Annotated in this window: 24 protein-coding genes and 3 tRNA genes; 16 read left to right on the forward strand and 11 right to left on the reverse strand. The window is 74.1% G+C overall.

Annotation, left to right across the window (positions count from 1 at the left end; genetic code table 11):
- Window positions 1–219 precede the first annotated feature (219 nt).
- The gene (locus K7I03_RS22570; protein WP_185945302.1) at window positions 220–2,250 is read left to right on the forward strand and encodes a glycosyltransferase family 2 protein; all 2,031 of its coding nucleotides are present in this window, start codon (window positions 220–222) and stop codon (window positions 2,248–2,250) included.
- 212 nt (window positions 2,251–2,462) lie between these two features.
- Here K7I03_RS22570 and K7I03_RS22575 read toward each other — a convergent pair whose 3' ends face one another.
- A complete protein-coding gene (locus tag K7I03_RS22575) occupies window positions 2,463–4,331 on the reverse strand; it encodes an APC family permease (protein ID WP_185940705.1) in 1,869 nt (622 codons plus the stop codon).
- A gap of 234 nt (window positions 4,332–4,565) precedes the next feature.
- On the opposite strand from K7I03_RS22575, the gene K7I03_RS22580 reads away from it, so the two are divergent.
- Window positions 4,566–5,141 carry a hypothetical protein gene (locus K7I03_RS22580; RefSeq protein WP_224347167.1) on the forward strand — a complete coding sequence of 192 codons (576 nt, stop codon included), beginning with the start codon at window positions 4,566–4,568 and terminating at the stop codon, window positions 5,139–5,141.
- 53 nt (window positions 5,142–5,194) lie between these two features.
- Here the strand turns inward: K7I03_RS22580 and K7I03_RS22585 are convergent, their stop codons facing one another.
- The gene (locus tag K7I03_RS22585) at window positions 5,195–6,130 is read right to left on the reverse strand and encodes an oxidoreductase (protein ID WP_185940704.1); all 936 of its coding nucleotides are present in this window, start codon (window positions 6,128–6,130) and stop codon (window positions 5,195–5,197) included.
- A 162-nt stretch (window positions 6,131–6,292) separates the two neighbouring features.
- Here K7I03_RS22585 and K7I03_RS22590 point away from each other — a divergent pair, with 162 nt between their 5' ends.
- Both K7I03_RS22590 and K7I03_RS22595 read left to right on the forward strand, forming a co-directional pair.
- Window positions 6,293–7,078, forward strand: coding sequence for a TSUP family transporter (locus K7I03_RS22590; RefSeq protein ID WP_185940703.1), 786 nt, complete (start codon window positions 6,293–6,295; stop codon window positions 7,076–7,078).
- A gap of 249 nt (window positions 7,079–7,327) precedes the next feature.
- Window positions 7,328–8,263, forward strand: a complete 936-nt coding sequence (locus tag K7I03_RS22595; RefSeq protein WP_224347168.1) for a trypsin-like serine peptidase — start codon at window positions 7,328–7,330, stop codon at window positions 8,261–8,263.
- Between the two features lie 131 nt (window positions 8,264–8,394).
- On the opposite strand, the gene K7I03_RS22600 is transcribed toward K7I03_RS22595, so the two are convergent.
- Complete coding sequence (locus K7I03_RS22600; protein WP_185940755.1) at window positions 8,395–9,078, reverse strand: SanA/YdcF family protein; 684 nt, start codon at window positions 9,076–9,078, stop codon at window positions 8,395–8,397.
- Window positions 9,079–9,250: 172 nt separating this feature from the next.
- Here K7I03_RS22600 and K7I03_RS22605 point away from each other — a divergent pair, with 172 nt between their 5' ends.
- The 4 genes from K7I03_RS22605 to K7I03_RS22620 all read left to right on the forward strand — a co-directional run bounded on the left by K7I03_RS22605 (window position 9,251) and on the right by K7I03_RS22620 (window position 15,469).
- Window positions 9,251–10,579 carry a deoxyguanosinetriphosphate triphosphohydrolase gene (locus K7I03_RS22605; protein ID WP_185940702.1) on the forward strand — a complete coding sequence of 443 codons (1,329 nt, stop codon included), beginning with the start codon at window positions 9,251–9,253 and terminating at the stop codon, window positions 10,577–10,579.
- A gap of 148 nt (window positions 10,580–10,727) precedes the next feature.
- Window positions 10,728–11,990 (forward strand): NAD(P)/FAD-dependent oxidoreductase, encoded by a 1,263-nt coding sequence (locus K7I03_RS22610; protein WP_185940701.1) that lies wholly within the window; start codon window positions 10,728–10,730, stop codon window positions 11,988–11,990.
- 62 nt (window positions 11,991–12,052) lie between these two features.
- Window positions 12,053–13,969, forward strand: coding sequence for a DNA primase (gene dnaG / locus K7I03_RS22615; RefSeq protein WP_185940700.1), 1,917 nt, complete (start codon window positions 12,053–12,055; stop codon window positions 13,967–13,969).
- A 315-nt stretch (window positions 13,970–14,284) separates the two neighbouring features.
- Entirely contained in the window at window positions 14,285–15,469 is a 1,185-nt protein-coding gene (locus K7I03_RS22620; protein WP_185940699.1) for an RNA polymerase sigma factor, read from the forward strand.
- A gap of 14 nt (window positions 15,470–15,483) precedes the next feature.
- Here K7I03_RS22620 and K7I03_RS22625 read toward each other — a convergent pair whose 3' ends face one another.
- The gene (locus K7I03_RS22625; RefSeq protein ID WP_185940698.1) at window positions 15,484–16,914 is read right to left on the reverse strand and encodes an FGGY family carbohydrate kinase; all 1,431 of its coding nucleotides are present in this window, start codon (window positions 16,912–16,914) and stop codon (window positions 15,484–15,486) included.
- 42 nt (window positions 16,915–16,956) lie between these two features.
- Window positions 16,957–17,244: a YtxH domain-containing protein gene (locus K7I03_RS22630; protein ID WP_185940697.1), complete on the reverse strand. Its 288-nt coding sequence runs from the start codon at window positions 17,242–17,244 to the stop codon at window positions 16,957–16,959.
- Window positions 17,245–17,451: 207 nt separating this feature from the next.
- On the opposite strand from K7I03_RS22630, the gene K7I03_RS22635 reads away from it, so the two are divergent.
- The 3 genes from K7I03_RS22635 to K7I03_RS22645 all read left to right on the forward strand — a co-directional run bounded on the left by K7I03_RS22635 (window position 17,452) and on the right by K7I03_RS22645 (window position 17,871).
- Window positions 17,452–17,524, forward strand: a tRNA-Asn gene (locus K7I03_RS22635).
- A 5-nt stretch (window positions 17,525–17,529) separates the two neighbouring features.
- Window positions 17,530–17,605 (forward strand) — tRNA-Asn (locus tag K7I03_RS22640).
- A 192-nt stretch (window positions 17,606–17,797) separates the two neighbouring features.
- Window positions 17,798–17,871, forward strand: a tRNA-Ile gene (locus K7I03_RS22645).
- 107 nt (window positions 17,872–17,978) lie between these two features.
- Here the strand turns inward: K7I03_RS22645 and K7I03_RS22650 are convergent.
- Window positions 17,979–19,025 carry a DUF1259 domain-containing protein gene (locus K7I03_RS22650; protein WP_185940696.1) on the reverse strand — a complete coding sequence of 349 codons (1,047 nt, stop codon included), beginning with the start codon at window positions 19,023–19,025 and terminating at the stop codon, window positions 17,979–17,981.
- Between the two features lie 188 nt (window positions 19,026–19,213).
- Here K7I03_RS22650 and K7I03_RS22655 point away from each other — a divergent pair, with 188 nt between their 5' ends.
- The 3 genes from K7I03_RS22655 to K7I03_RS22665 all read left to right on the forward strand — a co-directional run bounded on the left by K7I03_RS22655 (window position 19,214) and on the right by K7I03_RS22665 (window position 20,775).
- On the forward strand, window positions 19,214–19,597 hold the full coding sequence (locus tag K7I03_RS22655) for a thioredoxin family protein (RefSeq protein ID WP_185940695.1): 384 nt from the start codon (window positions 19,214–19,216) through the stop codon (window positions 19,595–19,597).
- Complete coding sequence (locus K7I03_RS22660) at window positions 19,590–20,228, forward strand: histidine phosphatase family protein (protein ID WP_185940694.1); 639 nt, start codon at window positions 19,590–19,592, stop codon at window positions 20,226–20,228. Before K7I03_RS22655 ends, K7I03_RS22660 begins: the two co-directional genes overlap by 8 nt.
- Before the next feature lie 121 nt (window positions 20,229–20,349).
- The gene (locus K7I03_RS22665) at window positions 20,350–20,775 is read left to right on the forward strand and encodes an OsmC family protein (RefSeq protein ID WP_185940693.1); all 426 of its coding nucleotides are present in this window, start codon (window positions 20,350–20,352) and stop codon (window positions 20,773–20,775) included.
- On the opposite strand, the gene K7I03_RS22670 is transcribed toward K7I03_RS22665, so the two are convergent.
- The 4 genes from K7I03_RS22670 to K7I03_RS22685 form a co-directional block, all read right to left on the reverse strand.
- Window positions 20,750–21,478 carry a YoaK family protein gene (locus K7I03_RS22670; protein WP_185940692.1) on the reverse strand — a complete coding sequence of 243 codons (729 nt, stop codon included), beginning with the start codon at window positions 21,476–21,478 and terminating at the stop codon, window positions 20,750–20,752. The two genes, K7I03_RS22665 and K7I03_RS22670, sit on opposite strands and share 26 nt — an antisense overlap.
- Window positions 21,479–21,502: 24 nt before the next feature.
- Complete coding sequence (locus K7I03_RS22675; protein ID WP_185940691.1) at window positions 21,503–22,111, reverse strand: sortase domain-containing protein; 609 nt, start codon at window positions 22,109–22,111, stop codon at window positions 21,503–21,505.
- A gap of 282 nt (window positions 22,112–22,393) precedes the next feature.
- On the reverse strand, window positions 22,394–22,972 hold the full coding sequence (locus K7I03_RS22680; RefSeq protein WP_185940690.1) for a hypothetical protein: 579 nt from the start codon (window positions 22,970–22,972) through the stop codon (window positions 22,394–22,396).
- A 64-nt stretch (window positions 22,973–23,036) separates the two neighbouring features.
- Window positions 23,037–23,501 (reverse strand): MarR family winged helix-turn-helix transcriptional regulator, encoded by a 465-nt coding sequence (locus K7I03_RS22685; RefSeq protein WP_185940689.1) that lies wholly within the window; start codon window positions 23,499–23,501, stop codon window positions 23,037–23,039.
- Between the two features lie 87 nt (window positions 23,502–23,588).
- On the opposite strand from K7I03_RS22685, the gene K7I03_RS22690 reads away from it, so the two are divergent.
- Complete coding sequence (locus K7I03_RS22690) at window positions 23,589–24,611, forward strand: NADP-dependent oxidoreductase (RefSeq protein ID WP_185940688.1); 1,023 nt, start codon at window positions 23,589–23,591, stop codon at window positions 24,609–24,611.
- A 35-nt stretch (window positions 24,612–24,646) separates the two neighbouring features.
- Window positions 24,647–25,075 (forward strand): organic hydroperoxide resistance protein, encoded by a 429-nt coding sequence (locus tag K7I03_RS22695; protein ID WP_004946798.1) that lies wholly within the window; start codon window positions 24,647–24,649, stop codon window positions 25,073–25,075.
- 28 nt (window positions 25,076–25,103) lie between these two features.
- Here the strand turns inward: K7I03_RS22695 and K7I03_RS22700 are convergent, their stop codons facing one another.
- Entirely contained in the window at window positions 25,104–25,841 is a 738-nt protein-coding gene (locus tag K7I03_RS22700; RefSeq protein ID WP_185940687.1) for a carbon-nitrogen hydrolase family protein, read from the reverse strand.
- Window positions 25,842–25,848 lie beyond the last annotated feature (7 nt).

The raw sequence follows: 25,848 nt of genomic DNA on the forward strand, positions 1-25,848 counted from the left end.
ATGCGGCGCGATCACGACAGGGGTGTTGCACGGGCATGTCGATCGTTCCAGCCACCGGGAACGCCCGGGTCACACACCGTGGCCGGTCGATTTTCGGACAGTCGTTCGGGATATCACCCTCGTATACCCTGAAATGGCCCGTGCCGGGGACCCGGCCGGCACCGACCAGCCCACCCGGCCGGGAGCCACGCCCCGACCGCAGGAACGGAGCGCGCACCCATGCCCGGCCCGGACGTCACGGTCATCATCGCCGCGTACAACGCCATGCCGTACGTGACCCGCAGTGTCACGTCCGTGCTCGGCCAGACCCTGGGGGCCGACCGGATCGAACTGATCGTCGTCGACGACGGCTCCACCGACGGCACCGCCGCCGAGCTGGACCGGCTCGCGGCCGACGCGCCGTGCATGCGCGTGATCCACCAGCCGAACTCCGGCGGACCCGCGGGACCGCGCAACCTCGGCCTGGACCGCGCCACCGGCCGCCACGTCTTCTTCCTGGACGCCGACGACCACCTCGGGCCGGAGGCCCTGGAGCGCATGGTCGCCGCCGCCGACAAGAACGGCTCCGACGTCGTCCTCGGCCGGATCGTCGGGGAGGGCGGCCGCCGCGCGCCCACGTCCATGTTCGGCCGGAACCAGCCGAAGACCGACGTGTTCTCGTCCCGCGTCTACTGGACGCTCAACCCGATGAAGCTCTTCCGGCGCGAGCTGATCGACCGGCTCGGGCTGCGCTTCGAGACCGGCCTGTCGATCGGCGAGGACCAGCCGTTCACCGCGACCGCCTACCTGGAGGCCGCCGCGATCTCCGTCGTCGCCGACTACGACTGCCTGTACTGGGTGGCCCGCGAGGACGGCAACAACATCACCGCGCAGCCGCACGGCACCCGGATGCGCATGGACCTGTTCCGGATGATGACCGAACTGGTCGCCCGGCACACCGAACCGGGCGACCGCCGTGACGTGTTGATGCACCGTCACTTCGCCGTCGAACTGCGCGACGCCGTCCTCCAGCTCTGCCGCGAGCCCTACCGCGACACCCAGGACGCGCTCCTCAAGGAGCTCGGCGAGCTGATCGAGCCGTACTACCACGAGGGCCTGGCTGCCCGGCTGCCCGCCATGGTCCGGCTGCGCTGCCACCTCATCCGGGAGGGCCTCCTCGACGAGCTCCTCACCGTCGTCCGCTGGGAACTCGACCGGGGAGCCGCCAGCTACGGCATCACCACGCTCGCCGCCTCCGCCGCCCAGGGCCCCGACATCCTCACCGAGGACGGCCGCGCGTACGCGGAGTACCCCTACTTCCGCGACTCCACGCTCAACATCCCCGACGACTGCTACGACATCACCTCCGAACTGCGCGTCCGCCATTTCCTGGAGACCGCCGAGCTGGAGGGCGGCACGCTGCGGCTGGCCGGGCACGCCTACGTGCACCGAATAGCCGGCGAGACCGCCGTCGAACTGCTCCTGCGCAAGCGCGGCAGCGCCGTCGAACACCGCCTCCCCGTGCGGCGCGTCCCCACCCCGGACCTGGGCGCGGACGAGGAGGGAGGGACCGGCGGGCAGTTCCGCTACCCGGACGCGGGCTTCGACGTGACCGTGGACCTCGCCACGGCGGCCGGCGGGGCGCCGCTGGGCCCGGGCCTGTGGGACTTCACCCTGGCGGTTGACGCCCAGGGTGTTCGGAAGGAAGCGCGCCTCGGCAGCCGGCGGGCGGAGACGGTCAGCGACGAGACGGTGACGGTGGTGACGGGGGAGGGGACGGCGGCTGCCCTCTTCACCACCAAGCCGTACCGGAATCTCTCGCTCGATGTGGGGGAGACACGGCATCGTGTGCTGCCGCACCTGGCCGTGGACGGCGCCGCGTGGGCCTCGGAGGGCCCGGCCACCCTTTCCGTGACCGGCCGTTGCACCCTTTCCGGCTGGCCGGACGGAGCGTTGGCGCTGCGGGCCACCGAGGTGGCGAGTGGGGCGGTGCGGTCCGTGCCTGTGGTGCCGGGCGCGGACGGGGCTTTCTCCGTGCGGTACGACTGCGCCGCCGCGCCGGGGGAGTGGCGCTTCGAGCTGCGGCTCTCGGCCGGGGCCGGGGAATGGGTCGTTCCTGTGCCGCCGCAGGGGCGGTTGGCGGCGGCGAAGTGGCAGCGGATCGGGTTGCCGTGGTACGCGAAGGTTGTTGAGGGGCGGGATGTGTTGGTGGTGCGGGTGGGACGTGTGGAGCTGTTGAAGGGGGTGCGGGGGCGGTTGAAGCGGCGGTAGCCGCTTGGGGGGTGTGCCCCGGTCCCTCCCTTTCACCGTTTCTTGCGGGGGCTGCGCCCCCGCACCCCCGAAACCGCGCTCCGCGCGGTTGTCCTCAATCGCCGGACGGGCTGAAATCAGCCCGTCCGGCGATTGAGGACAAGGGGGTCTGGGGCGCAGCCCCAGGAAACGGTGAAAGAGTGGGACCGGGGCACAGCCCGCCGCAGGCGGCCTCAGCCCACCCGGAACCGCAGCCGGCAGATCACCGCGTCCGTATCCCGCCGCACCGCGTGCGCGACCACCGCCCCCCGCTGGTTCTGCAGCAACCGCTGCCAGAGCCGGGCCGGTTCCACCTCCGGGATGAGGACGATGACCCGGTTGTCGGGGTGGCGGTCGGCGACTTCCTGAACGTAGTCGACGATAGGGCGCCCCAGCGCCCGGTCCGGGGCGGGGAGTTCGACCAGCTCGACGCCCGGCCTCCACAACTCCCAGTCGCGCCGCAGCGATTCGACGGCACGGCGCCCCTCCGCGTCGGGCGGAGCGACGGTCACGGCGACGACCTCGTCGCCGAGAGAAACGGCGGCGGTCAGCGCCTTGCTGGTGAGGCGCGAGAGGGACGAGACGGGCACGACGACGACGGAGTGGCAGCGGCGGGGCGCCTCCGGCACCCGGCCCAGCGCCAGCCGGTCGCCGATCCGGGTGTACGCGCGGTGGACCGCCTCGAAGGCCAGCACTATCAGGGGGAGCGCGAGGACGATGAGCCAGGCGCCCTCGGTGAACTTCGTGGCGGTGACGACGACCGCCGACACCCCGGTGAGCAGCGCCCCGAAACCGTTCAGCACGGCCTTGCCGCGCCACCCGGGCGACCGTTCCAGGCGCCAGTGCCGGACCATGCCGACCTGGCAGACGGTGAAGCCGACGAACACCCCGATCGCGAACAGCGGCACCAGCGTGTTGACGTCGCCGCCGGAGAAGACCAGCAGCAGTGCCGAGACGGCGGCCAGCGCGAGGACGCCGTGCCGGTGCACCTGGCGGTCGGCCTTGAGGGCGAAGACGTGGGGCAGGTAGTTGTCCCGGGCGAGGAGGCTCATCAGGACGGGCAGCCCGCCGAAGGAGGTGTTGGCGGCCAGCGCCAGCAGCACGACGGTCGCGAACTGCACGACGTAGAAGGCCCAGTTGTGGCCGAGCGAGGCGTCCGCCAGCTGGGCGAGGACGGTGACGCCCTCCACCGGCTGGAGGTGGAAGCGGCCGATGAGCACGGACAGCCCGATGAGCATCGCGCCCAGCAGCGCGCCGAGCGCCACCTCCGTGCGCTGGGCGCGGCGGGCCCGCGGGGCACGGAAGGAGGGCACGGCGTTGGCCACGGCCTCGACGCCGGTGAGGGCGGAGCAGCCGGCGGCGAACGCCTTGAGCAGCAGCAGGGCGCCGACCGTGGTCGCGTCGGAGCTCAGCGCGGACACGTGCCCGGCGGCGGCCTCGGTGCTCGCGGGCGCGTCACGGCACAGCCCGACGACGATCATCGTGAGGATCGAGCCGACGAAGACGGCGGTCGGGACGATGAACGCCTTCGCCGACTCCGCGATGCCCCGCAGGTTCACCCCCGTGACCAGCGCCAGGACACCCAGGCAGATCCACAGCCGGTGGGCGTGGAGGGCGGGGAAGGCGGAGGTGAGGGCGGCGACGCCGGCGGTGACGGAGACCGCCACGTTCAGCACGTAGTCCAGGACCAGTGAGGCGGCGGTGACGAGGGAGGTGCGGCGGCCGAGGTGGCGCTTGGCCACCGCGTACGAGCCGCCGCCGTCCGGGAAGGCGGCGATGACCTGCCGGTAGGACGCGACGAGCACGGCGAGCAGGGTCGCGATGGCGAGGGTGACGGGCAGGGTGCAGCCCAGTCCGTGGGCGCCGGCCGCGGCCAGCACGAGGACGATCGACTCGGGGCCGTACGCGACGGAGGCCATCGCGTCGAGCGAGAGCGCGGCCAGGCCCTGGAGGGCGGTGAGCCGGTGCTCCTCTTCCCGGAGGCCCTCGCGCCCGGCCTCCGTATCCGGCGGTTCCTCGCCGGTCCCGTCGGGCCGTTCTTCCGTGTGGGCCGGCGTGGACATCTCTGTTCGTACCTCCGTGACGTGGGAGGCCCAGCCTGCGGCGGAGGCGACCGGAAATCACTGGTCCTTGGCGGTCTCTTGGCGCCTTCCGTTGCCATCTTGGCGCTTCTTTAACGGAAGTTGACCGACGCTCTGTCAAGAGGACATCAGGAGACCGTCAGGTTCGGACACGTTTCCGTCAGCTTGGCGTCAATGGGCGCGGGATCACCGGCCGGACGGCCCTAACCTCGCGCCATGGGACGGCGACCGACGGTAAGGACGCGCAGACACGGGCCCCGCTCCGGGCGCCCCGCCGCCACGGCCACCGACGGCGTACTCGCCCGGGACCGCCACTGGCGGCGCGAGGCCCGCGAGGCGTGGTGCTGGGGAACGGCGCTCGGCGGCCTCCTCACCCTTGTCGACCTGCTGCGCGGCGAGCTCGACGCACCCCGCGCCTGCAGCTGGGCCGCGCTCGGCACGCTCCTGGTGGCGGTCCTGCGGCCGCCGCGCGTCACCGCCGGCGACGGCTGGCTGGCCTCCCGCGGCCTCCTCCGCGAGCGGCGGGTCCGGACGGACCTGCTCACCCGCGTACGGCAGTCGGACGGGGTGGCGCCCCGGCTCGTCCTCCGCGACGTGGGCGGAGGGCGGGTCGAGGTCGACCCGCGGGTGCTGCGGACCAATCCGCTGCTGTGGCACGAGCTGGAGACGGGAGCCCGGAAGGCGTTGGCACGGGGGCTGTTGCGGGAGGGCGCGCCGGTGCTCGCGGCTCTGGCGAGCCGGATCGACGGGGACGGGGTGCGGGGGATCCTGCGTGCGTCGGGGCTGGAGTGAGAACGTTCCGTTTCCGCCCTCGGCCGGGCTCACCCGGTGGCGAACCAGGGGCGTCACACCCCCGCCGGCCACCCGTACCGCACCCCCGTCAGCCGCTCCGACATCCGCCACAGCCCCGCCGACGCCACATCGTCCCGCGTCCACGGAGCACGCGCCGACCGCGTGGGCGCCCCCCGCATCAACGGGCCGCCAGGGCCGATGAAATCGTCCTGCCGGACATCCTCCGCCGTCGCGGCGTACAGCGTCGGCAGGGCGCCGTGCTCGGCGGACTGCGCGATCAGCCGCGTCGCACCGGCCACGACGCGCTCGGTGCGCTGCCGCCCCTCCAGTCGTACCGCGGCCGTCTGGAGGCCGGTCGCCGCGTAGCCGGGGTGGGCCGCGGCGGCGACGAGGGGGGAGCCGTCGGCGGCGAGGCGGCGGGCGAGCTCGTGGACGAAGAGGAGGTTGGCGCTCTTGGAGCGGGCGTAGGCGGCCCACCGGCGGTAGCGCCGGTCGAGCTGCGGGTCGCGCGGGTCGACCGTGCCCAGGACGTGCATGAAGCTGGAGACGACGACCACCCGGGCCCCGTACCCGGCGTCCCGCATGCGCGGCAGCAGCAGCCCGGTCAGCGCGAAGTGCCCCAGGTGGTTGGTGCCGAACTGCATCTCGAAGCCGTCGACCGTGCGCCGCCGCGGCAGGGCCATCACCCCGGCGTTGTCGATCAGCAGGTCGAGCCGTTCCTCGGGCAGTTCCGCGGCGAAGGAGCGCACCGACGCCAGGTCGGCGAGGTCGAGCCGGGCCAGGCGGACGTCCGCGCCGGGCACCTGCTGCCGCAGCAGGTCCTCGGCGGCCCTGCCGCGCGTCTCGTCCCGGCAGGCCAGCACCACGCGGGCGCCGCGCCGGGCCAGCTCTCGCGAGGTGACGTACCCGATGCCGCTGTTGGCGCCGGTCACGACGGCCGTCCGGCCCTTCTGGTCGGGCATGTCGTCGAGCGTCCAGCCGTTCGTCATGTGCTCCTCCGCCCTGCCCCACCAGGCACATCAGGGGCGACCCTCACCTGTCGCGCTCAGCCTAGGGGACGGCACCGACAACGGCCCGCGCACGGCCGATATCGGGACAGCGGGCGGGCCGGGGACAGGAGTTGGCGCACCGGCCGCCCGTACGATCCCGTGGTGACCCACGACATATCCCTGACCACCCTGCTGCTGCTCTGCCTCGCCGCGGCCACCGCCGGCTGGATCGACGCCGTCGTGGGCGGCGGCGGCCTGCTCCAGCTCCCCGCCCTGCTGGTGGGCCTGCCGCACGCCGCGCCCGCGCACATGCTCGGCACCAACAAGGCCGTCGCCATCTGGGGCACCGCCGCCGCCGCGGTCTCGTACGCCCGCCGCGCCCCCCTCGACCTGCGCACCGCCTTCCGTACCGGACTCGCCGCGCTCGGCGGCTCGCTGGCCGGGGCGGTGTTCGCCTCCGGCATCGACAGCACGCTGCTCCGGCCGCTGATCATGGTGATCCTGGTCGCGGTCCTGGCCTTCGTCCTGCTGCGGCCGGGCTTCGGCGCCGTCGCGGCGGGCGGCGGGCCGGTGAGCCGGCGGCGGGTGTGGACGGCGATCCTCGTGGCCGGACTGGGCATCGGCTTCTACGACGGCCTGATCGGCCCCGGCACCGGCACCTTCCTCGTCCTCGCGTTGGCCGGGATCCTCCGCATGGACCTGGTGGCCGCCTCAGGCACCGCCAAAATCGTCAACGTCTGCACCAACATCGGCGCCCTGGTGACCTTCTCGCTCCAGGGTGCGGTGCTGTGGTCGGTTGCCCTGCCGATGGCGGTCTTCAACCTGGCGGGCGGGACGGTGGGCGCCCGGATGGCCCTGAAGCGGGGGAGCGGGTTCGTGCGGGTGGTCCTGGTCGTGGTGGTGCTGGGGCTGCTCGCCAAGCTCGGTTACGACCAGTGGGCAGGGTAGGCCGTCTGACGACCGGTGAGCCGCGTAGGCCGGGTACGACCGATGGGCCGGGCAGGGCGGACGCCGTTCGTGTGATCGGGGCGGGCGGGACGAGACTTCCCGCACCGGATGTGGTGGATGGTTGACGATCATTCGTACGCTGTTCATACACCGGATCGTCGGTCGTCCGACGGTACGGAAAACCGTCCGGCGGCCGTACGCGCCGGACGGTGCGGTTAGCCTGTGAACGACCTTCCGAACGTGGTGGGGGTGCCTGTGCGTTTTCCCCGGTGGAGCCGGGCCCGATGGGGCCGGGCCACGCTGGCGGGACTCTATGTCGTCGTACTGGCGGCGGCCGTCCCGCAGGCCGGCGGCCACGGGAGGGACCGCAGCTGGACCAGCGAGCAGGCGCGGCGGTTCTGGGGCCCGGAGGCCACCGCCCCGTCCGCCGGGACGGTGTCCGACGACGCGGCGGACGCCGACGCCCGGAGCGAGGCGCAGCGCATCACGGGCAGCGCGCGGCACTTCGGCGGAGTGCCCTCGGTGGGCGTCCTCTTCTACACCGGCGAGGACATGAAGAGCCATCACTGCACGGCCAGCGTCGTCCACAGCCCCAAGGGGAACCTGCTGGTCACGGCCGGACACTGCTCGATCGGCGAGGACGCCGCGTTCGTGCCGGACTATCAGGCGGGCGCCAAGGAGCAGCCGTACGGCGTGTGGACGGTGGACCGCACCTTCACCGACCCCAGACGCACCGACACCGGTGAGGGCTCCGACCTGGACTTCGCCTTCGCCACCGTCCGGCCCGACGCGAAGGGCCGTCAGATCGAGCGGGTCACCGGCGCCAACCGGCTGGCCCGCACCCCCGGCTACGTCAACCGGGTGACCGTCATCGGCTACCCCAGCGCGGACGACGACCCCGCCGACGAGGCCATCCGCTGCACCGCCCTGACGAGCAGGCTGGAGAACCACAACCAGCTGAAGATGCGGTGCGACGGCTTCTTCTCCGGCACCTCCGGCAGCCCCTGGCTGGTCCACTTCAACGAGCGGACGCGGACCGGCGACCTGGTCGGCGTCCTGGGCGGGCTCAACGGCGGCGGCCCGGACGGCGACCGCTCGTCGCAGGTGTCGTACAGCCCCCTGAACGACGACGAGATCTTCCGGCTCTACGTCGACGCCATAAACGGCCGCGAGCCGAAGCGGTAGCGCCGGGGGCGGCGCAGGCCGCGGGCCCGGAGGCGAGGCCGCCGGACTTCCGGGCGGCGACGGGAGCCGGCCGGCGGCCCACCGCGCGGCCGGCGACGGCGAGTCCGGCCGGTGGCGGCCCCGCCCGCGGATCACCTCCCCGCCGCCTCCAGCGCCCGGTCCACCCCCGGCTCGCGCGGGCCCAGGAACCTCGGCCCCGGCCGTACCGCCGCCTCCACCGCGGCCTTCCCGGCCGCCAGGATCTCCCGGGCGCCCGCCGCGTACCAGGTGCGGTCGCGCTTCGCGTCCACGCCCACCCCGTACACGTCGATCCCGGCCGCGTCGCACAGCGCCACCGCCCGCCGGATGTGGAAGTCCTGGGTGACCAGCACCGCCTTGCGCACCCCGAAGACGCGGCGGGCACGGGTGCAGGAGTCCCAGGTGTCGAAGCCGGCGTAGTCGGCGACCACGCGGTCGTCGGGGACGCCGTGCTCGCGGAGGTAGGCGCGCATGGCGTCCGGCTCGTCGTACTCCCGGCGGCCGTTGTCGCCGGTGACCAGGAGGACGCGGACCTTGCCCGCGCGGTACAGGTCGATCGCGGTGTCGAGCCGGTGCGCCAGGTACGGGGACGGCTTGCCCTGCCACAGGCCCGCGCCGAAGACGACGGCCACCGGTGCCGACGGCACGTCCTCGACCCGCCGCAGCCGGTCGTCGGCGGCGGCGTGCACCCAGGTGACGGGCAGCAGGGCCAGCGCACAGGCCGCCATCACCGCCTGGACGGCCCGGCGCCTGCCCTTGCGGGTGGCGGGCAGCCAGCGGCGCGGCCACTTTTTCATACTCATGTTCGCCTCCCCCTCTCCGGACAGTAAGGAACGCCGCGCGGGCCGCCGCGGTTCCACGAGAGCGCAGGCCGGACGGGGTAGGGGCAGACCCTACGGGCCCCGGACCGGCGGAAACGGGCCGAGGGACCCCATGCCCTTGTCAGACCCGGGGACTACCGTCGGGGGTATGAACGGCTCAGCAGCGACCGCCCGCGGGGAAGCGCCCGCCCTCGACGGCTACGACGCCCCGGACCTGGAGCGCTGGGTCAGCGAGCCCGACAAACGGCCGGGCCGCACCGCCTTCCAGCGCGACCGCGCCCGCGTCCTGCACTCCGCCGCGCTGCGCCGGCTCGCCGGGAAGACACAGGTCGTCACCCCCGGCGTCAGCGGGCAGGTCTGGGACGCCAGCCCGCGCACCCGGCTCACCCACTCCCTGGAGTGCGCCCAGGTCGGCCGGGAGCTCGGCGCCGCCCTCGGCTGCGACCCCGACCTCGTCGAGACCGCCTGCCTCGCACACGACCTCGGCCACCCGCCGTTCGGGCACAACGGCGAACGGGCGCTCGACGAAGTCGCCGCCTCCTGCGGCGGGTTCGAGGGCAACGCCCAGTCGCTGCGGCTGCTGACCCGGCTGGAGCCCAAGCGCTTCACCACCGACCCCGAGACCGGCGAACCGGCCAGCGTCGGCCTCAACCTGACCCGCGCCGCGCTCGACGCCGCCACCAAGTACCCGTGGCCGCGCGCCGGCCACCCCACCGACCCCGCCTCCACCAAGTTCGGCGTCTACCCCGACGACCTGCCGGTCTTCCACTGGCTGCGGCAGGGCGCGCCCCCGCATCGCAGGAGCTTCGAGGCCCAGGTCATGGACTGGTCCGACGACGTCGCCTACTCCGTCCACGACGTCGAGGACGGGCTGCACGCCGGCCACCTCGACCCCAACGTCCTCGCCGCCGAGCCCGAGCGGCGCGAGATCTTCGCCGTCGCCGCCCGCCGCTACGCCCCCGGCGCGGACCCCGAGGAGCTGGCCGAGGCCCTGGACCGGCTGCTCGACCAGGAGTGGTGGCCGCACGGCTACGACGGTTCGGCCGTCGCCCAGGCCCGCCTCAAGGACGCCACCAGCCAGCTCATCGGCCGGTTCTGCCTCGCCGCGGAGACCGCCACCCGGGAGGCCTGGGGCCCCGGCCGGCTCACCCGCCACCGCGCCGCCCTCGTCGTCCCGCACGGCACCCGGCTGGAGTGCGCCGTCCTCAAGGCCGTCGCCGACCGGTACGTCATCCAGCGCGAGGACCAGGAGAAGCTCCGCGCCGACCAGCGCGTCGTCCTCGCCGAGCTGGCCGAGGCGCTGGTCTCCCGGGCGCCCGACGGCCTCGACCCGCAGTTCCGCTCCCTGTACACGGCCGCGGCCGACGACGCGGGTCGGCTGCGCGCCGTCGTCGACCAGATCGCCGCCCTCACCGACGCCTCGGCGCGCACCCTGCACGCCCGGCTCACCGGGGGCCGTCCGCCGTCCGCCGGCTGACCCCGGGGCGGGATCCGAGGGTCCGGGCCGCGGACGGTCCCCGGCGCGGCCCTCTTCCGGCGGCCCGCCGCGTGCGGGACGCTCGCACTGGCCGTTCCGGCGCACGCACCGGGGACTCGAAGTGGCATATCGAGCGAGGAGGCAGCAAGTGGTGGACGCGAACCAGACGTTCGTCATCGTCGGAGGGGGGCTCGCCGGCGCGAAGGCGGCCGAGACCCTCCGCGCGGAGGGCTTCACCGGGCGGGTGATCCTCATCAGCGACGAACGCGACCACCCCTACGAGCGCCCGCCGCTCTCCAAGGGGTACCTGATCGGGAAGGACGAGCGGGACAGCGTCTTCGTCCACGAACCCGCCTGGTACGCCCGCGCCGACGTCGAGCTCCACCTCGGCCTGCCCGCCGTCCACCTCGACCGCGCCGCCCGCACGGTCCGGCTGGGCGACGGCACCCGCGTCCACTACGACCGGCTGCTGCTCGCCACCGGCGCCGAGCCGCGCCGCCTGGAGATCCCCGGTACCGGCCTGGCCGGCGTCCACCACCTGCGCCGCCTCGCCCACGCCGAGCGGCTGCGCGGCGTCCTCGCCTCCCTCGGCCGGGACAACGGCCACCTCGTCATCGCCGGCGCCGGCTGGATCGGCCTGGAGGTGGCCGCCGCCGCCCGCGGCTACGGCGCCGAGGTGACCGTCGTCGAGCCCGAGCCCACCCCGCTGCACCGGGTCCTCGGCCCCGAGCTCGGGCAGGTCTTCACCGACCTGCACGCCGAGCACGGCGTCCGCTTCCACTTCGGCGCCCGCCTCACCGAGATCACCGGCCAGGACGGCATGGTGCTCGCCGTGCGCACCGACGACGGGGAGGAGCACCCCGCGCACAGCGTCCTCGCCGCCATCGGCGCGGCCCCGCGCACCGCCCTCGCCGAGGCCGCCGGGCTCGCCCTCGTCGACCGCGAGGACGGCGGCGGCATCGCCGTCGACGCCTCGCTGCGCACCTCCGACCCGGAGGTCTTCGCCGCGGGCGACGTCGCCGCGATCGGCCGCCCGGACGGCACCGGCCGGCTCCGCGTCGAGCACTGGGCCAACGCCCTGCACAGCGGCCCGGCGGCGGCCCGCGCCATGCTGGGCCGGCCGGTCGTCTACGACCGGGTCCCCTACTTCTTCTCCGACCAGTACGACATCGGCATGGAGTACTCGGGCTACGCGCCGCCCGGCTCCTACGACCAGGTGGTGTGCCGCGGGGACGTCGGGAAGCGCGAGTTCATCGCCTTCTGGCTGCGCGAGGGCCGGGTGCTGGCGGGGATGAACGTCAATGTGTGGGACGTCACGGAGTCCGTCCAGCGGCTCATCCGGGCCGGCGCCCACCCGGACCCCGAGGCGCTGGCGGACCCCGGGGTGCCGCTGGACTCGCTGGTTCCCTGAGATTCCCCCGATCCCGGGGACCGCGGGCCGGGCGTGTCGGCGGCCGCCAGTAGACTTCACGCGTGGCAGGCAGGATCAACGATGACGATGTGAAGGCGGTCCGGGACGCCGTCCCGATCGACGCCGTCGTGTCCGAATACCTCCAGTTGCGCAACGCCGGCGGCGGCAACCTCAAGGGCCTCTGCCCGTTCCACGACGAGAAGTCCCCGTCCTTCCACGTCAGCCCGTCCAAGGGGCTGTACCACTGCTTCGGCTGCCAGGAGGGCGGGGACACGGTCGACTTCGTGATGAAGGTCGACCACCTGTCGTTCACCGAGACCATCGAGCGGCTCGCCGCCCAGGCCGGCATCACCCTGCGCTACGAGGAGGGCGGCTACACGCCCGGCCGCCAGCAGGGCGAGCGCACCCGGCTGGTCGAGGCGCACAAGGTCGCGGCGCAGTTCTACGCCGAGCAGCTCGACGGCGCCGAGGCCGAGATCGGCCGGGCCTTCCTGGCCGGCCGCGGCTTCGACCAGGCCGCGGCGCGGCACTTCGGCGTCGGCTACAGCCCGGCCGGCTGGGACCACCTCACCCGGTTCCTGCGCGGCCGTGGCTTCACCGACAAGGAGCTGACCCTCTCCGGCCTCTCCCAGGACGGCCGGCGCGGCCCCATCGACCGCTTCCGCGGCCGGCTGATGTGGCCCATCCGCGACATCACCGGCGACGTCGTCGGCTTCGGCGCCCGCAAGCTCCGCGACGACGACAACGGCCCCAAGTACCTCAACACCCCCGAGACGCCGATCTACCGCAAGTCCCACGTCCTCTACGGCATCGACCTCGCCAAGAAGGACATCGCCAAGGGCAACCGCGCGGTCGTCGTCGAGGGCTACACCGACGTGATGGCCTGCCATATGGCCGGCGTCACCACCGCCATCGCCACCTGCGGCACCGCCTTCGGCGGCGAGCACGTCAAGATCCTCCGCCGGCTGCTGATGGACAACTCCCGCGCCAAGGTGATCTTCACCTTCGACGGGGACGCGGCCGGACAGCGGGCCGCCCTGCGCGCCTTCGAGGACGACCAGAAGTTCGCCGCGCACACCAACATCGCCGTCTCGCCCGGCGGCATGGACCCCTGCGACCTCCGGCTCGACAAGGGCGACGACGCGGTCCGGCAGCTCATCGAGGAGAGCACGCCCCTCTTCGAGTTCGCCCTCCGCTCCGTCGTCGCCCGGCACGACGTGGACACCCCCGAGGGCCAGGCGGCGGCCCTGGAGGAGGCCGCCCCGATCGTCGCGCACATCAAGGACAGCTCCATCCGGCACCAGTACGCCGTGCGGCTGGCCGGGCTGCTGGGGATCCTCGACACCCAGTTCGTCGTGATGCGCGTGGGACAGCTCGCGCGGTGGGCGCGGGAGCGGGACGCGCGCGGCGACGGCGGCCGGGGCCGGACGGCACCCCGCGCGGCGGCCCCCGCCCAGCCGGCCGGCCCGGCCGCACCCGCCGGCCCGCGCGGACCCGCCCTCAACCTGCGCAGCCCCGCGCATCGCACCGAACGCGAGCTCCTCAAGCTCGCCCTCCAGCGGCCCGAGCTGGTCGCCCCCGCCTTCGACGCCTACGGCGAGGACGAGTTCACCGCCCCGCCCTACGCCGTCGTCCGCCGCGCGATCGAACAGGCCGGCGGCGTCGCCCTCGCCCTGACCGACAGCGACTACCTCACCCGCGTCCGGGACGCGGCCCCCGACGACACCGTCCGCTCCATGATCACCGAGCTCGCCGTCGAGGCGATCCACGCCAAGACGGTGGACGAGGTCTACGCCGGGCAGCAGCTGGTGCAGGTGCGGCTGCGGGCTGTGGAGCGGCGGGTGCGAGAGGTGCAGGGGAGTCTGGTGCGGCTCGGTGCGCAGTCCGCGCCGGATCATCTCGCTGCGGTGCAGAACGAGTTGTGGGTGCTGCAGCAGTACGGGAAGGCGTTGCAGGAGCGGGGCGCTGCCGCGCTTTAGCCCTGACGGGCGGGGGTTGCCCCGGTCCCTCCCCCAGAGGGGGTACCCCCACCTTCACCGTTTCTTGCGGGGGCGAGCCCCCGCGCCCCCGAAACCGCGCTCCGCGCGGTTGTCCTCAAACTCCCCCAGAGGGGGTACCCCCAACGGGCTGAATCAGCCCGTCCGGCGTTTGAGGACGAGCGGCGGAGCCGCGAAAGCGGGGTCTGGGGCGGCAGCCCCAGGAAGCGGCGAAGGGGAGGGACCGGGGCGTCACCCCCCGACCACAGAAAGTGGCCGCACGCCCCTCGTGGCGGAGCCGCGTCGTGCCCCACACTGGTGGGCGGCGCCGCCGCCGCGGCCGAGACTCTGCCAAACGCAGCGATCACCCTGGAGGTCGCCCCCGTGCAGACCCGGACCCCTACCCTCCCCGAGGCCCTGGCCGACCCCGTAGGGGCCGTTCCGCGGCAGCCCGGACCGCCACCGCCCGAGACCCTGGCCGACGAGCCGGAGCCACTCGCGGAGCGGGACCGCGACCACGACCGTGAGCGCGAGCACGACCGCGACCGGGACCGCGACCGGGACCGCGACCGCCGCGCCGCCGAGAGCAACGGCCCCTCCTCGGACCTCTTCCGCCAGTACCTCCGCGAGATCGGCCGGATCCCGCTGCTCACCGCGGCCGAGGAGGTGGAGCTGGCCCGCCGGGTCGAGGCCGGGCTGTTCGCCGAGGAGAAACTGTCGAACGACCCCGACCTCGACACCTGTCTGGCGCTCGACCTCGACCGCCTCGTCGTCCTGGGCCGGATGGCCAAGCGCCGCCTGATCGAGGCCAATCTGCGCCTGGTCGTCTCCGTCGCCAAGCGCTACATCGGCCGCGGCCTGACCATGCTCGACCTCGTCCAGGAGGGCAACCTCGGTCTCATCAGGGCGGTCGAGAAGTTCGACTACGCGCGCGGCTACAAGTTCTCGACGTACGCGACGTGGTGGATCCGCCAGGCCATGTCCCGGGCCCTGGCCGACCAGGCGCGCACGATCCGCGTCCCGGTGCACGTCGTCGAGCTGATCAACCGCGTGGTCCGGGTGCAGCGCCGCATGCTCCAGGAGCGCGGCAGCGAGCCGACGGCGGAGGAGGTCGCCGCGTACCTCGACCTCTCCGAGGAGCGGGTCAGCGAGGTGCTGCGGCTCGCCCAGGAGCCGGTGTCGCTGCACGCGCCCGTCGGCGAGGAGGACGACGTCGCGCTCGGCGACCTCATCGAGGACGGGGACGCCGCGTCGCCCGTCGAGTCCGCCGCCTTCCTGCTGCTGCGCGAGCACCTGGAGGCCGTGCTGTCCACGCTGGGCGAGCGCGAGCGCAAGGTGGTGCAGCTGCGCTACGGGCTGGTGGACGGCAGGCCGCGGACGCTGGAGGAGATCGGCCGGATATTCGGCGTCACCCGCGAGCGGATCCGGCAGATCGAGTCCAAGACCCTCAACAAGCTCCGCGACCACGCCTTCGCCGACCAGCTGCGCGGCTACCTCGACTGACGCGCTGCCGCGCGTTACTGCTGGAACGCCCCCGGATGCGTCTGCTCGCGCACCGTCGCGTACTGCTGCCGCACCGCCTGGCCCGACGCCAGCTCCTCACCCGGTTCGAACGCCTGCCCGGCACCCTGCGGCCAGCGCGGCGGTTCCTGCGGGGACAGCATCCCGTGCCGCACCCCCAGCGCCCAGGCGGCCTGCCGGGCCGCGCCCAGGGCCGCGTAGTCGGCCGGCTGGGGGACGACGACCTGCGCCCCGAACAGGGCGGGAGCCAGCGCCTGCACGGCCGGCAGTTCGGCCGCCGCGCCCAGCAGGAACACCCGGCGCACCACGACGCCGCGTCCGCGCAGCACGTCCAGCGCGTCCGCGAGGCCGCACAGCATCCCCTCGAAGGCGGCCCGCGCCAGGTGCTCGGGCTTCATGCTCTCCCGCCGCAGCCCGGCCAGCGTCCCGGCGGTGTGCGGCAGGTGCGGGGTGCGCTCGCCCTCCAGGTACGGCAGCATCACCAGCCCGTACGAGCCCCAGGACGAGAGCAGCGCCCGCTCCGAGAGCCCGGCCAGGTCCAGGCCCAGCAGCTCGGCGGTGCCGCGCAGCACGCGGACGGCGTTGAGGGTGTGGACGACGGGGAGCTGCATGCCGGTGGCGTCGGCGAACGAGGTGATGGTGCCGGACGGGTCGGTCAGCGCCTGGTGGTGGACGGCGAAGACGGAGCCGGAGGCGCCCAGCGAGATCACCGCGTCGCCCGGGCCCACACCGAGGCCGAAGGCGGCGGCCATGGTCTCGCCGGTGCCGGCGGAGATCAGCAGGCCCTCGGGGGTGTGCCCGGCGGGTTCGGCGGGGGCGAGGACGTCGGGGAGCGCGACGGGGTGGCCCAGCGCCAGTTCGACCAGGTCGGGGCGCCACTGGCCGGTGGCGGCGGACCAGTAGCCGGTGGCCGAGGCGGCCCCGCGGTCGGTGGTCCGGCGCGCCGGGCGGCCCAGCAACTGCCACACCAGCCATTCGTGCGGCTGGAGCAGCATGGCGGTGCGGGTGGCCGACTCGGGCTCGTTCCGGGCCAGCCAGCGGAGCTTGGCGATCGCCATGGCGGACTGCGGGACGGTGCCCACGGCCTCCGCCCAGGCGGCCCGGCCGCCCAGCGCGTCGGTGAGGTCGGCGGCGGCGGGCTGCGCCCGCTTGTCGTTGCCCAGCAGCGCGGGGCGGACGAGCACCCCGCCGGCGTCCAGGGTGAGCAGCCCGTGCTGCTGCGCCGAGACGCCGATGGCCTGGACGCCCTCCAGCAGTCCGCCGGCGGCGGCCTCGCCGAGGGAGATCAGCCACGCCTGGGGATCACCCTCGGCGGCGGACGGGGGGTGCGGCGCGTACCCCTGCCGGAGCACGGCGCCCGTGTCCGCGTCGCAGACGACGATCCGTGTGCTCTCGGTCGAACTGTCCAGCCCCGCGACTATGCCCATGCGGAGGATGATGCCAAACCGCGGCCGCCCGCCCGCATCCGGTCAGGTGTTGCTGGTGCCCCACTCGTCCTCGTCGGGGCTCCGCTGCTCGCGCAGCGAGCGGACCCGGTCGGCCACGGAGCCGGGGACGCGGTCGCCCACCTTGCCGAGGGCGCGGCCGGCCAGGGCCTTGCCGTTCACCGCGGCCGTCTCCGCGGTGTTCCGCACGGCCGGGTTCTGCGCGATCCGCCGCACCCCCTTGCGCAGCTCCTCGTACCGTTCGCGGCCCGCCCGCGCGCCGAGCACGTAGCCGACGGCGGCGCCGGCGATGAACGTCAGCCGGTAGCGCATCACACCCCATCCTTCCCTCGGATCCCGTGGAACCCACGGCCTCGCGGGCCCCTGCCGGGCTGTGCCCGCCGCCTACCCTGCGTGCCCGGAGGTCACTCCGGGAGTACCGATTGGCGGAGCACCCCCCTGCTTGCGCTAATGTATGTCTCGCAGCGAGCGCACGCCGCCCGGGAGACCGGACGAAGATGCGTTCGGGGCACGCGACGATCCCCTGTAGCTCAATTGGCAGAGCAGCCGGCTGTTAACCGGCAGGTTACTGGTTCGAGTCCAGTCGGGGGAGCGCGATCCTCTGTAGCTCAATTGGCAGAGCAGCCGGCTGTTAACCGGCAGGTTACTGGTTCGAGTCCAGTCGGAGGAGCCATCCGGAAGAGGACCCCTGTACGGGGTCCTTTTTTCATGCCGGGATTTCCCGCCGCGCGGGAACCATCGCGCCCCGCCCGCAGTCCTCAAGGTCAGGCTGGTCACACGATGTGCCCCCACCGGGGCAACAGATCGTATGAGCGGCTATGCTGCGGCAGACGGCGCGCACAGATGTGCGCGACGCGCCGTGAACGGGGCGGTAGCTCAGCCGGTTAGAGCAGCGGACTCATAATCCGTCGGTCGTGGGTTCGAGTCCCACCCGCCCCACACGAGCGATCCGTTCGAATAAACGATCCAGCCCGCCGTCCCGCGGGCCCCAGGGCCGCCACCCGTTCCGGGGCGGCCCTTTCCCGTACAGCCGGTGCCCCGTGCCGTCAGCCGAGGGCCACCGCCGCCGAGACGTTCGTCCGGTCCACCGCGGCACGCAGCGCGCGGGCCAGCCGGACGCCGTCGCCGACGCCCCAGAAGTGCAGGAAGAACAGGCGCGGGTCGTCCGTCAGCATGTGGCTGTGGATCGAGACGATGTCGATCCCGCCGCGCCGCAGCGCCCTGACCACGTCCTGCACCTCGTGGGCCAGCATCACGAAGTCGCCGTTGACGATCGCCTTGCGCTTCCCGACCGGCTGGAAGGAGATCGCGGTGGTCGAGCCGGTCATCCGGGGCAGCACCCGGTCGTGGTCGATGACGGTCTCGTTGCGAGCGAAGACGATCTTGTAGATCTCGCCCTCGGTGTCGCCCTGCGCGCCGAGCGCCCGGTCGATGCCCGAGGTGTCCAGGTCCAGCGGCTTCTTGACGGGCACTCCGGTGCCGGGCGGGGTGCCGGTGGCCTGCAGGGCCGAGCGGAGCGCCCCGGCGAGATGGGTGGCGTCGTCGTGCATGCCGTGGACGTGCATCCACCAGACCGCCGGATCGTGCGTCAGCAGGTGCTTGTGGATGGCGGTCTGGGTGATGTCGTGCGCGTCGAGGATGTCGATGACGCGCTGCATCTCGCGTTCGGTGACCGCCATGTCGCCCATCATCATCACCTTGCCGTCCTCGTAGCGGAGGAAGGAGACGAATGACCCGACGCCCAGGGCCGGGGTGAGGGAGTAGCCGTACGAGGTGACCTTCAGGTCGTGGCGGAGGAAGCCCATGCGGTAGACCTGGTTGTTGGCGAGCCGGCCCCGGTGCTGGAGGATGTCGACGACCTCCTCCCAGTCGGACTCGCTGGTGGTCGCCGGGTGCACCAGCGCGTGGCGCCCGCCGCACGGATCGGGGGTCGTCCGCCCCGGCGCGGCGGCCCTGGCCGGGCCGGCACCGGCCAGTATCGGCGCCAGGGCGGCGGTGGCCGCCAGCACCAGGCGCCGTGATGCCTGGGATGTCGGTGTCGGGACCTGCTCGTCGTCGGTTCTGCCACCGCTCTGCGGTCTGTCGCCGGTCATACAAAAGCACCTCCGGCGATGATGTAACCACGGTCACACCGGTTCGCCGCGGAGGCGGCTGTAGGCCATCCGGTGGCTGCGGAACGGGGGTGCCGGCCGCGGAATAGTGCGTGCCGGTACGGGGTTGGGGCTGCCGGGCCCGGGAACGGGTCCCACCACCGGGCCGGCCGACGGAAGCGGGAGAACATATGAGCAGCACCGTGGAGCTCACCAAGGAGAACTTCGACGGGACGGTCTCGGAGCACGGCTTCGTCCTGATCGACTTCTGGGCCGCCTGGTGCGGCCCCTGCCGGCAGTTCGCCCCCGTCTACGAGCGGGTGGCCGGGCGCCACGAGGACCTGCTGTTCGGCAAGGTCGACACCGAGGCGCAGCCGGAGCTGGCCGCCGCCTTCCAGATCACCTCGATCCCCACCCTGATGGTCGTCCGCGACAACATCGCCGTCTACGCCCAGCCCGGGGCGCTCCCCGAGGCCGCGCTGGAGGACGTCATCCGGCAGGCCCGCGCCCTCGACATGGACGAGGTGCGCGCCGCGGTGGCGAAGGAGCGGCAGGAGCGCGGCGCCGGTGAGTGAGCTCCTCCTCGTCCGGCACGGCGAGACCGAGTGGAGCCGCGACGGGCTCCACACCAGCTGGACCGACCTCCCGCTGACCGCCCGCGGCGAACGGCAGGCGGCGGCGCTGCGCCCGCTGCTGGCCGGGCGCCCGGTGGCGCACGTCCTGGCCAGCCCGCGCGCCCGCGCGCTGCGCACTGCGGAACTGGCCGGGCTGCGGGACGTACGGATCGAACCCGACCTGCGGGAGTGGGACTACGGCGGCTACGAGGGGATCACCACCGCCGAGATCCACAAGGAGCGGCCGGACTGGTTTCTCTTCGACGACGGCGTGGTCCCCGGCCCGGACGGGCACCCGGGGGAGACGCCCGCCGAGGTGGGGGCCCGCGCCGACCGGGTGCTGGCCCGGATCGCGCCCTGGCTGGAGGGGGACGACGGGGACGTGGTCCTCGTCGCCCACGCGCACTTCCTGCGGGTGCTGACGGCCCGCAGGCTCGGCCTGCCGCCGGCGGCGGGCGCGCTGTTCCGGCTGGACACCGGGACCGTCAGCCGGATCGGCGCCGAGCACGGCCGGCCCGCCCTGGTGGCCTGGAACACACCGGCCCCGGACGGGCGTGTCGGAGCCGGGCGGCCGGGGAACGGAACCGGATGATCGGACGGGGTATCGCCCCGATGGCCGTACGGCCGTACCGTCACGGCCGTACCGTCCGATCGCTCAGCCGTGTTCCCGGGGTCCGGCGCCCCGGCATCCGTCACATCCCTGGAGGACCGCCATGGCCACCACCCGCACCGCGCACACCGTCTGGGAGGGCGAGCTGCTCAACGGCAGCGGCACCGTCACCTTCGACTCGTCCGGCATCGGCTCGCAGCCGGTCTCCTGGCCGTCCCGCGCCGAGCAGGCGAACGGGAAGACCAGCCCCGAGGAGCTCATCGCCGCCGCACACTCCAGCTGCTTCAGCATGGCGCTCTCGCACGGCCTGACCGGCGCGGGCACCCCGCCCACCCGCCTGGAGACCAAGGCCGACGTCACCTTCCAGCCGGGCGAGGGCATCACCGGCATCCACCTCTACGTCCGCGGCGAGGTGCCCGGCCTGGACGAGGAGGGCTTCGCCGCCGCGGCCGAGGACGCCAAGAAGAACTGCCCGGTGAGCCAGGCGCTCGCCGGGACGACGATCACCCTCTCCGCCGAGCTGGCCTGACGTCCGGGCCGGCGCCGGGCGCGCGTCCGGCGCCGGCCGCCAGGCAGCCGGCGGCGAGCAGCGCCACCGCGCCGGCGGCGAGGGCCAGCGGCCACACCGGGCCGTGGTGGATCAGCAGCCAGCCGCCGGCCAGCGCCCCGAGGGCCATGGCCAGCACCGAGCCCAGCCGCCGGCCGAGCCGGGGGTCGGAGCCGCCGGCGAGCCGGGAGTCGGCGGCGATGCCGGTGAGGACGCGGGTGAGGATGGTCGTCATCATGTCCGGCACGGCCAGCGCGCGGACCGTCGCGACCCGTACGCCCATCGCCACGGCGAGCACGGTGATCATGGCGAAGCGGCGGGCCTCGTCGGTGGGGAGGCCGCCGGGAAGGCCGCCCGGGAAGCCGGCCGCCAGCACCGCCGCGCCGCCGGTGAGCAGCGCCTCCGCCGTCAGCGCCCCGCCCAGCCACAGCCGCCGGGAGCGGCCCGCCATCGCCGTCCCGAACCGGCCGCCGAGCAGCGCCCCGCACAGGAAGCCGCCCAGGGCCAGCGAGGACGCGGGGACCGAGAAGCCGGCCGCGCCGGCGGCGGAGAAGCCGAGGATGACGACGTTGCCCGTCATGTTGGCTGTGAAGACGTGGCCGAGGCCCAGATAGCTGACGGCGTCGAGCGCCCCGCCCACCACGGTGAGCGCGAGCAGCGCGGCGAGCAGGGGCCGGGGCGTCACGCCCTCATGGTCGGCGGCGGGCCGTCATGATCGCAGGAGCGCGTCGACGACGAGGAAGCGGTGCCCGGGCGGCCCGCCGGGGTCGTCGCCCGCGCAGGCGACGAGCCGCAGGGCGCGCTCCGGAGGGCCGGTGGAGCCGGCGGCGGGGTGCTCCTTCCGGGTGGCGAACGCCGCGTCGCCGTCCAGGGTGCGGACGGCCGTCACCGTGAAGCGCAGCACCTTTCCGTCGCCGCGTTCGACGTCGACCGTCGCGCCCTCGCGCAGGGTGCCGAGGTCGCGGAAGACGCCGCCGCCGTGGTCCCGGTGTCCGACGAGGACGGCGGTGCCGGGCCGGCCGGGCAGGGCGCTGCCGGTGCACCAGCCCGCGGTGTCGCTGTGGTCCTTCGGCGGCTGCCGCACCGGGTGGCCGGTGTGCGGGTCGGTGCCGAGGCGGATCAGCGGGCTGTCCACGCCGAGGGAGGGGATCCGCACCCGCTGCGGCTCGTCGGGGGAGGCGGGGGTGCCGATGGCCTTGGAGTTGTCGATCCCGCCCCAGGAGCAGCCGGTCAGCCCGGTCAGCAGGGCCACCGGCAGCACCAGGGCGGCCAGGACCAGCAGGATCCGGGCCAGGGCGGGGCGGTGGGAGGGAGCCATGGGGGGTCGGTCCGTCCGGGACGGGGGCAGGGGACGCGCCCACGCTACGGACGCCGGGCGGAACCCCGCCTCGGGTAAAAGGCCGGTCCGTCCGCGCCCGCCTCGTCCGAAAGGAGGAGACGGGGAGAGACGCGGGGGTCTGACGTGGGGAGACGCCGGGGTTCGAGGCGGCGGGACGGCGGGGCCCGATGGGGCGGGACGGTGGCGGGACGGCGCGGCCGGCCGGAGCGGCGGCGGGGTCCGGCCCGGCGAGGAGCCGGTGCCGGCGCGAGCGGGCCGGCGTCAGCGCACCAGCCGCTGGAGGAGCCCCCAGGTGAATTCCGCCACGTGCTCCCGCCGCTCGCCGGTGGCGTCGGGCGCGGTGAAGGCGAGCTGCCAGCGGGTCGGCGCCGTGCCCTCCATCGGGCGGGCCGGGGCGAACGCGCGGGCCACCTCGTCCACCGTGCACGACCAGGGCCGCAGCTCCTCGACGGTGCGGGGGGCGGGGGAGGGGGCGCCGGGCGCCCGGACCAGCCACTCGTTCCAGACCGCGCCGCCGGGCGCGGTGAGGACCTCGAACCGCAGGTCCGGCCAGAGCGGGACCGGCCAGGACGCGGCCTCCATGGCGAGGTCGCCGATCCGGCGCTCGCCGACGGCCTCGGGCGGGCCGAGGACGGACCGGTAGCGGGCGCCGGCCCCCCGCCGCCGTGGCGAGCGCAGCATGGCCTGCCAGCGCCGGTTGGCCTCCCGCATCGCGGCGCGGCCGGTGCCCAGCTCCCGCAGGGCGTCCTCGACCAGGCCGGGCTGGTGGTCGGCCATCCGGCGCAGGAGGACGAGCTGGAATTCCAAGGGGGTGAAGGGCGCGGTATCAGAGGGGTCCATGGGGTCCATCGTGCCGTGGGTCCGGGGACGGCGAGGGCGTTCCCGCCTCAATGGGGTTCGGACCTCAATGGGGTTCGGACGCCCCCTCCCCGTCCGGGATCCCGCCCACCACCCGCCGCAGCAGGTCGCGCAGCTGCCCCCGCTCGTCCGCGGAGAGCCCGGCCAGCGGCTCCCGGGCGAAGCCCAGCTCCTCCCGCAGCTGCCGCGCGGTCTCCCGGCCGTCCTCGGTGACGGCGGCCAGTTTGACGCGGCGGTCGGCCGGGTCGGGCCGGCGCTCGACCAGGCCGCGGGCGGCGAGGCGGTCGACGATGCCGGTGACGTTGGACGGCTCGCACTTGAGTTTCCGGGCGATCCGGCGCATGGGCAGCGGTTCCCGGGACAGCAGGGCGAGGAGCCGGGCCTGGGCGCCGGTGAGGGCGTGCCGGCCGGCCGCCTCGTCGTACTCCTCGTGGTAGCGCGCGACGACGGTCGCGATGAGCTCGACGACCTCGATCGTCACGGGGTCGGGGCGGGATGTCGGCGGGGCCATGGAAGAAGAGTACCCAGTTACTTGACACCTAAAATATCTAGGTCAACTATTGTTTCAGCACCTGAAACAACGCAGGAGGTCCTTCCGATGTCCGCACCGCTCCCCGGCACCACCCGCGCCTGGCACCTCGTCTCCCACCCCAAGGGCACCCCCACCCCCGCCGACTTCGACCTCCGCGAGATCCCGCTCGCCGAGCCCGCCGAGGGCCAGATCGCGGTCAGCAACCTGCACCTCTCGGTGGACCCGTACATGCGCGGCCGGATGACCGGCCGCAAGACGTACGTCGAGCCCTTCGCGCTGGACAAGCCGATGACCGGCGGCGCGGTCGGCGAAGTCGTCGCCTCCCGCGCCGAGGGCTTCGCCGTCGGCGACCTCGTCCTGCACGACCTCGGCTGGCGCGAGCACGCCGTCCTCGACGCCAAGTACGCCGTCAAGGCCGACGCCGGCGACGTACCGCTCTCCGCCTACCTCGGCGCGCTCGGCATGCCGGGCATGACCGCCTACGCCGGCCTGCTGGAAGTCGCCTCCTTCAAGGAGGGCGACGCCGTGTTCGTCTCCGGCGCGGCCGGCGCCGTCGGCAGCCAGGTCGGGCAGATCGCCAAGCTGAAGGGCGCCTCCCGGGTCATCGGCAGCGCCGGCTCGGACGAGAAGGTCCGCCGCCTCGTCGAGGAGTACGGCTTCGACGCCGCGTTCAACTACAAGAACGGCCCGGTCGCCGAGCAGCTCGCCAAGGCCGCCCCCGACGGCATCGACGTCTACTTCGACAACGTCGGCGGCGAGCACCTGGAGGCGGCCATCGGCGCCCTGAGGCTGCACGGCCGCGCCACCATCTGCGGCGCCATCTCCCAGTACAACGCCACCGAGCCGGCCCCCGGCCCGCGCAACCTCGGCCTGCTCATCCAGAACCGGATCCGCCTCCAGGGCATGATCGTCATGGACCACGCCCACCTGCGGCCGCAGTTCTTCGAGGAGGTCGGCGGCTGGATCCGGTCCGGCGCCCTCAAGCGCGACGAGACCGTCGTGCACGGCATCGAGAACACCGCCGACGCCTTCCTCGGCATGCTGCGCGGCGAGAACACCGGCAAGATGATCGTCTCCCTCGCCGACTGAGCCCCCTTCCCCCCTCGTACCTCTCAGGAGCCCCCATGAGCATCCAGCCCGTCGACGTCGCCTACACCGCCGTCGCCACCGCCGAGAACGGCCGCGACGGCCGTGTCGCCAGCGACGACGGCAAGCTCGACGTCGTCGTCAACCCGCCCAGGGAGCTGGGTGGCAGCGGCGCCGGCACCAACCCCGAGCAGCTCTTCGCCGCCGGCTTCAGCGCCTGCTTCCAGGGCGCGCTGGGCGTCGTCGCCCGCCAGGAGAAGGCCGACATCTCCGGCTCGACCGTCACCGCCGAGGTCGGCATCGGCAAGACCCCGGAGGGCGGCTTCGGCCTGAAGGTGGCCCTGTCCGCGCACATCCCGAACGTGGACGAGGCCACCGCCCTCGCCCTCGTCGAGAAGGCGCACCAGGTCTGCCCCTACTCCAACGCCACCCGCGGCAACATCGAGGTCACCCTCTCCGTCCGCTGACACCTCACGTGAGGGCCGGACGGCGCCGTCAGAGCGGCACGTCCGCCGTCGCCACGCCCGGCGCCCCCTCCGGCGCCGCGGCGAGGCGGACGCCGTCCGGCCCCCAGACCCCGCTGCCGCCGCAGCCGACGTAACCGCCCGCCGGGCCCACGTGGTTGGCGAGCAGCACATGCAGCCCGTGGTCCCGGGCCAGCGCCGGGAACAGCCGGTCCCGCTCCTCCCGGCCGCCGTCGCTGCCGTAGAGCGACGTGGCCACCAGCAGCGCGCAGCCGTCCGCCGCGGCGCGCGCGGCGATGTCCGGGAAGTCGACGTCGTAGCAGATCGCGAGGCCGATCCGGACGCCGTCCAGGACGAACCGGCCGCCGTCCTCGGCGCCGGCCGCGAAGCCGGCGGCGGCCTCCTTCTCCGTCACGTGCCGCTTGTCGTAGCGGACGAGCGGCGCGCCGTCGGGCCCGTACACGAACGTGCTGATCGTCGGCCCGGACCCGGCCTCCCGGGGGCTCCCGGCGCAGTTGACGACGGCCGCCGTGCCGGTCTCCCGGCACGCCTCGCGGAGCGGGCCGAGCCGGGCGTCGTCCGGCTCCAGGGCGAGCCGGTCCGGGGCGGCGGTGATCGCCGCCAACTCGTAGCCCGTGACGGCCAGCTCGGGGAAGGCGACCAGCGCGGCGCCCCTCCCGGCCGCCTCGCGGACCAGCCCGGCCATGGTCCCGACATTGGCTCCGATGTCCCCCGGCCGGGCCGTGAACTGCGCGCTTGCGATGATCATGCGCTCA

It is taken from the genome of Streptomyces mobaraensis (assembly GCF_020099395.1).
GTDB lineage: Bacteria > Actinomycetota > Actinomycetes > Streptomycetales > Streptomycetaceae > Streptomyces.

Excerpts from the sequence above, each read along its gene's own strand:
- K7I03_RS22605 (WP_185940702.1), top strand. The coding sequence starts at position 9,251 with ATGAACGGCTCAGCAGCGACCGCCCGCGGGGAAGCGCCCGCCCTCGAC.
- K7I03_RS22600 (WP_185940755.1), bottom strand. The coding sequence starts at position 9,078 with ATGAAAAAGTGGCCGCGCCGCTGGCTGCCCGCCACCCGCAAGGGCAGG.
- K7I03_RS22625 (WP_185940698.1), bottom strand. The coding sequence starts at position 16,914 with ATGGGCATAGTCGCGGGGCTGGACAGTTCGACCGAGAGCACACGGATC.
- K7I03_RS22570 (WP_185945302.1), top strand. The coding sequence starts at position 220 with ATGCCCGGCCCGGACGTCACGGTCATCATCGCCGCGTACAACGCCATG.
- K7I03_RS22695 (WP_004946798.1), top strand. The coding sequence starts at position 24,647 with ATGAGCATCCAGCCCGTCGACGTCGCCTACACCGCCGTCGCCACCGCC.
- K7I03_RS22680 (WP_185940690.1), bottom strand. The coding sequence starts at position 22,972 with ATGGACCCCTCTGATACCGCGCCCTTCACCCCCTTGGAATTCCAGCTC.
- K7I03_RS22575 (WP_185940705.1), bottom strand. The coding sequence starts at position 4,331 with ATGTCCACGCCGGCCCACACGGAAGAACGGCCCGACGGGACCGGCGAG.
- K7I03_RS22650 (WP_185940696.1), bottom strand. The coding sequence starts at position 19,025 with ATGACCGGCGACAGACCGCAGAGCGGTGGCAGAACCGACGACGAGCAG.
- K7I03_RS22585 (WP_185940704.1), bottom strand. The coding sequence starts at position 6,130 with ATGACGAACGGCTGGACGCTCGACGACATGCCCGACCAGAAGGGCCGG.
- K7I03_RS22700 (WP_185940687.1), bottom strand. The coding sequence starts at position 25,841 with ATGATCATCGCAAGCGCGCAGTTCACGGCCCGGCCGGGGGACATCGGA.
- K7I03_RS22690 (WP_185940688.1), top strand. The coding sequence starts at position 23,589 with ATGTCCGCACCGCTCCCCGGCACCACCCGCGCCTGGCACCTCGTCTCC.
- K7I03_RS22655 (WP_185940695.1), top strand. The coding sequence starts at position 19,214 with ATGAGCAGCACCGTGGAGCTCACCAAGGAGAACTTCGACGGGACGGTC.
- K7I03_RS22580 (WP_224347167.1), top strand. The coding sequence starts at position 4,566 with ATGGGACGGCGACCGACGGTAAGGACGCGCAGACACGGGCCCCGCTCC.
- K7I03_RS22675 (WP_185940691.1), bottom strand. The coding sequence starts at position 22,111 with ATGGCTCCCTCCCACCGCCCCGCCCTGGCCCGGATCCTGCTGGTCCTG.
- K7I03_RS22630 (WP_185940697.1), bottom strand. The coding sequence starts at position 17,244 with ATGCGCTACCGGCTGACGTTCATCGCCGGCGCCGCCGTCGGCTACGTG.
- K7I03_RS22685 (WP_185940689.1), bottom strand. The coding sequence starts at position 23,501 with ATGGCCCCGCCGACATCCCGCCCCGACCCCGTGACGATCGAGGTCGTC.
- K7I03_RS22665 (WP_185940693.1), top strand. The coding sequence starts at position 20,350 with ATGGCCACCACCCGCACCGCGCACACCGTCTGGGAGGGCGAGCTGCTC.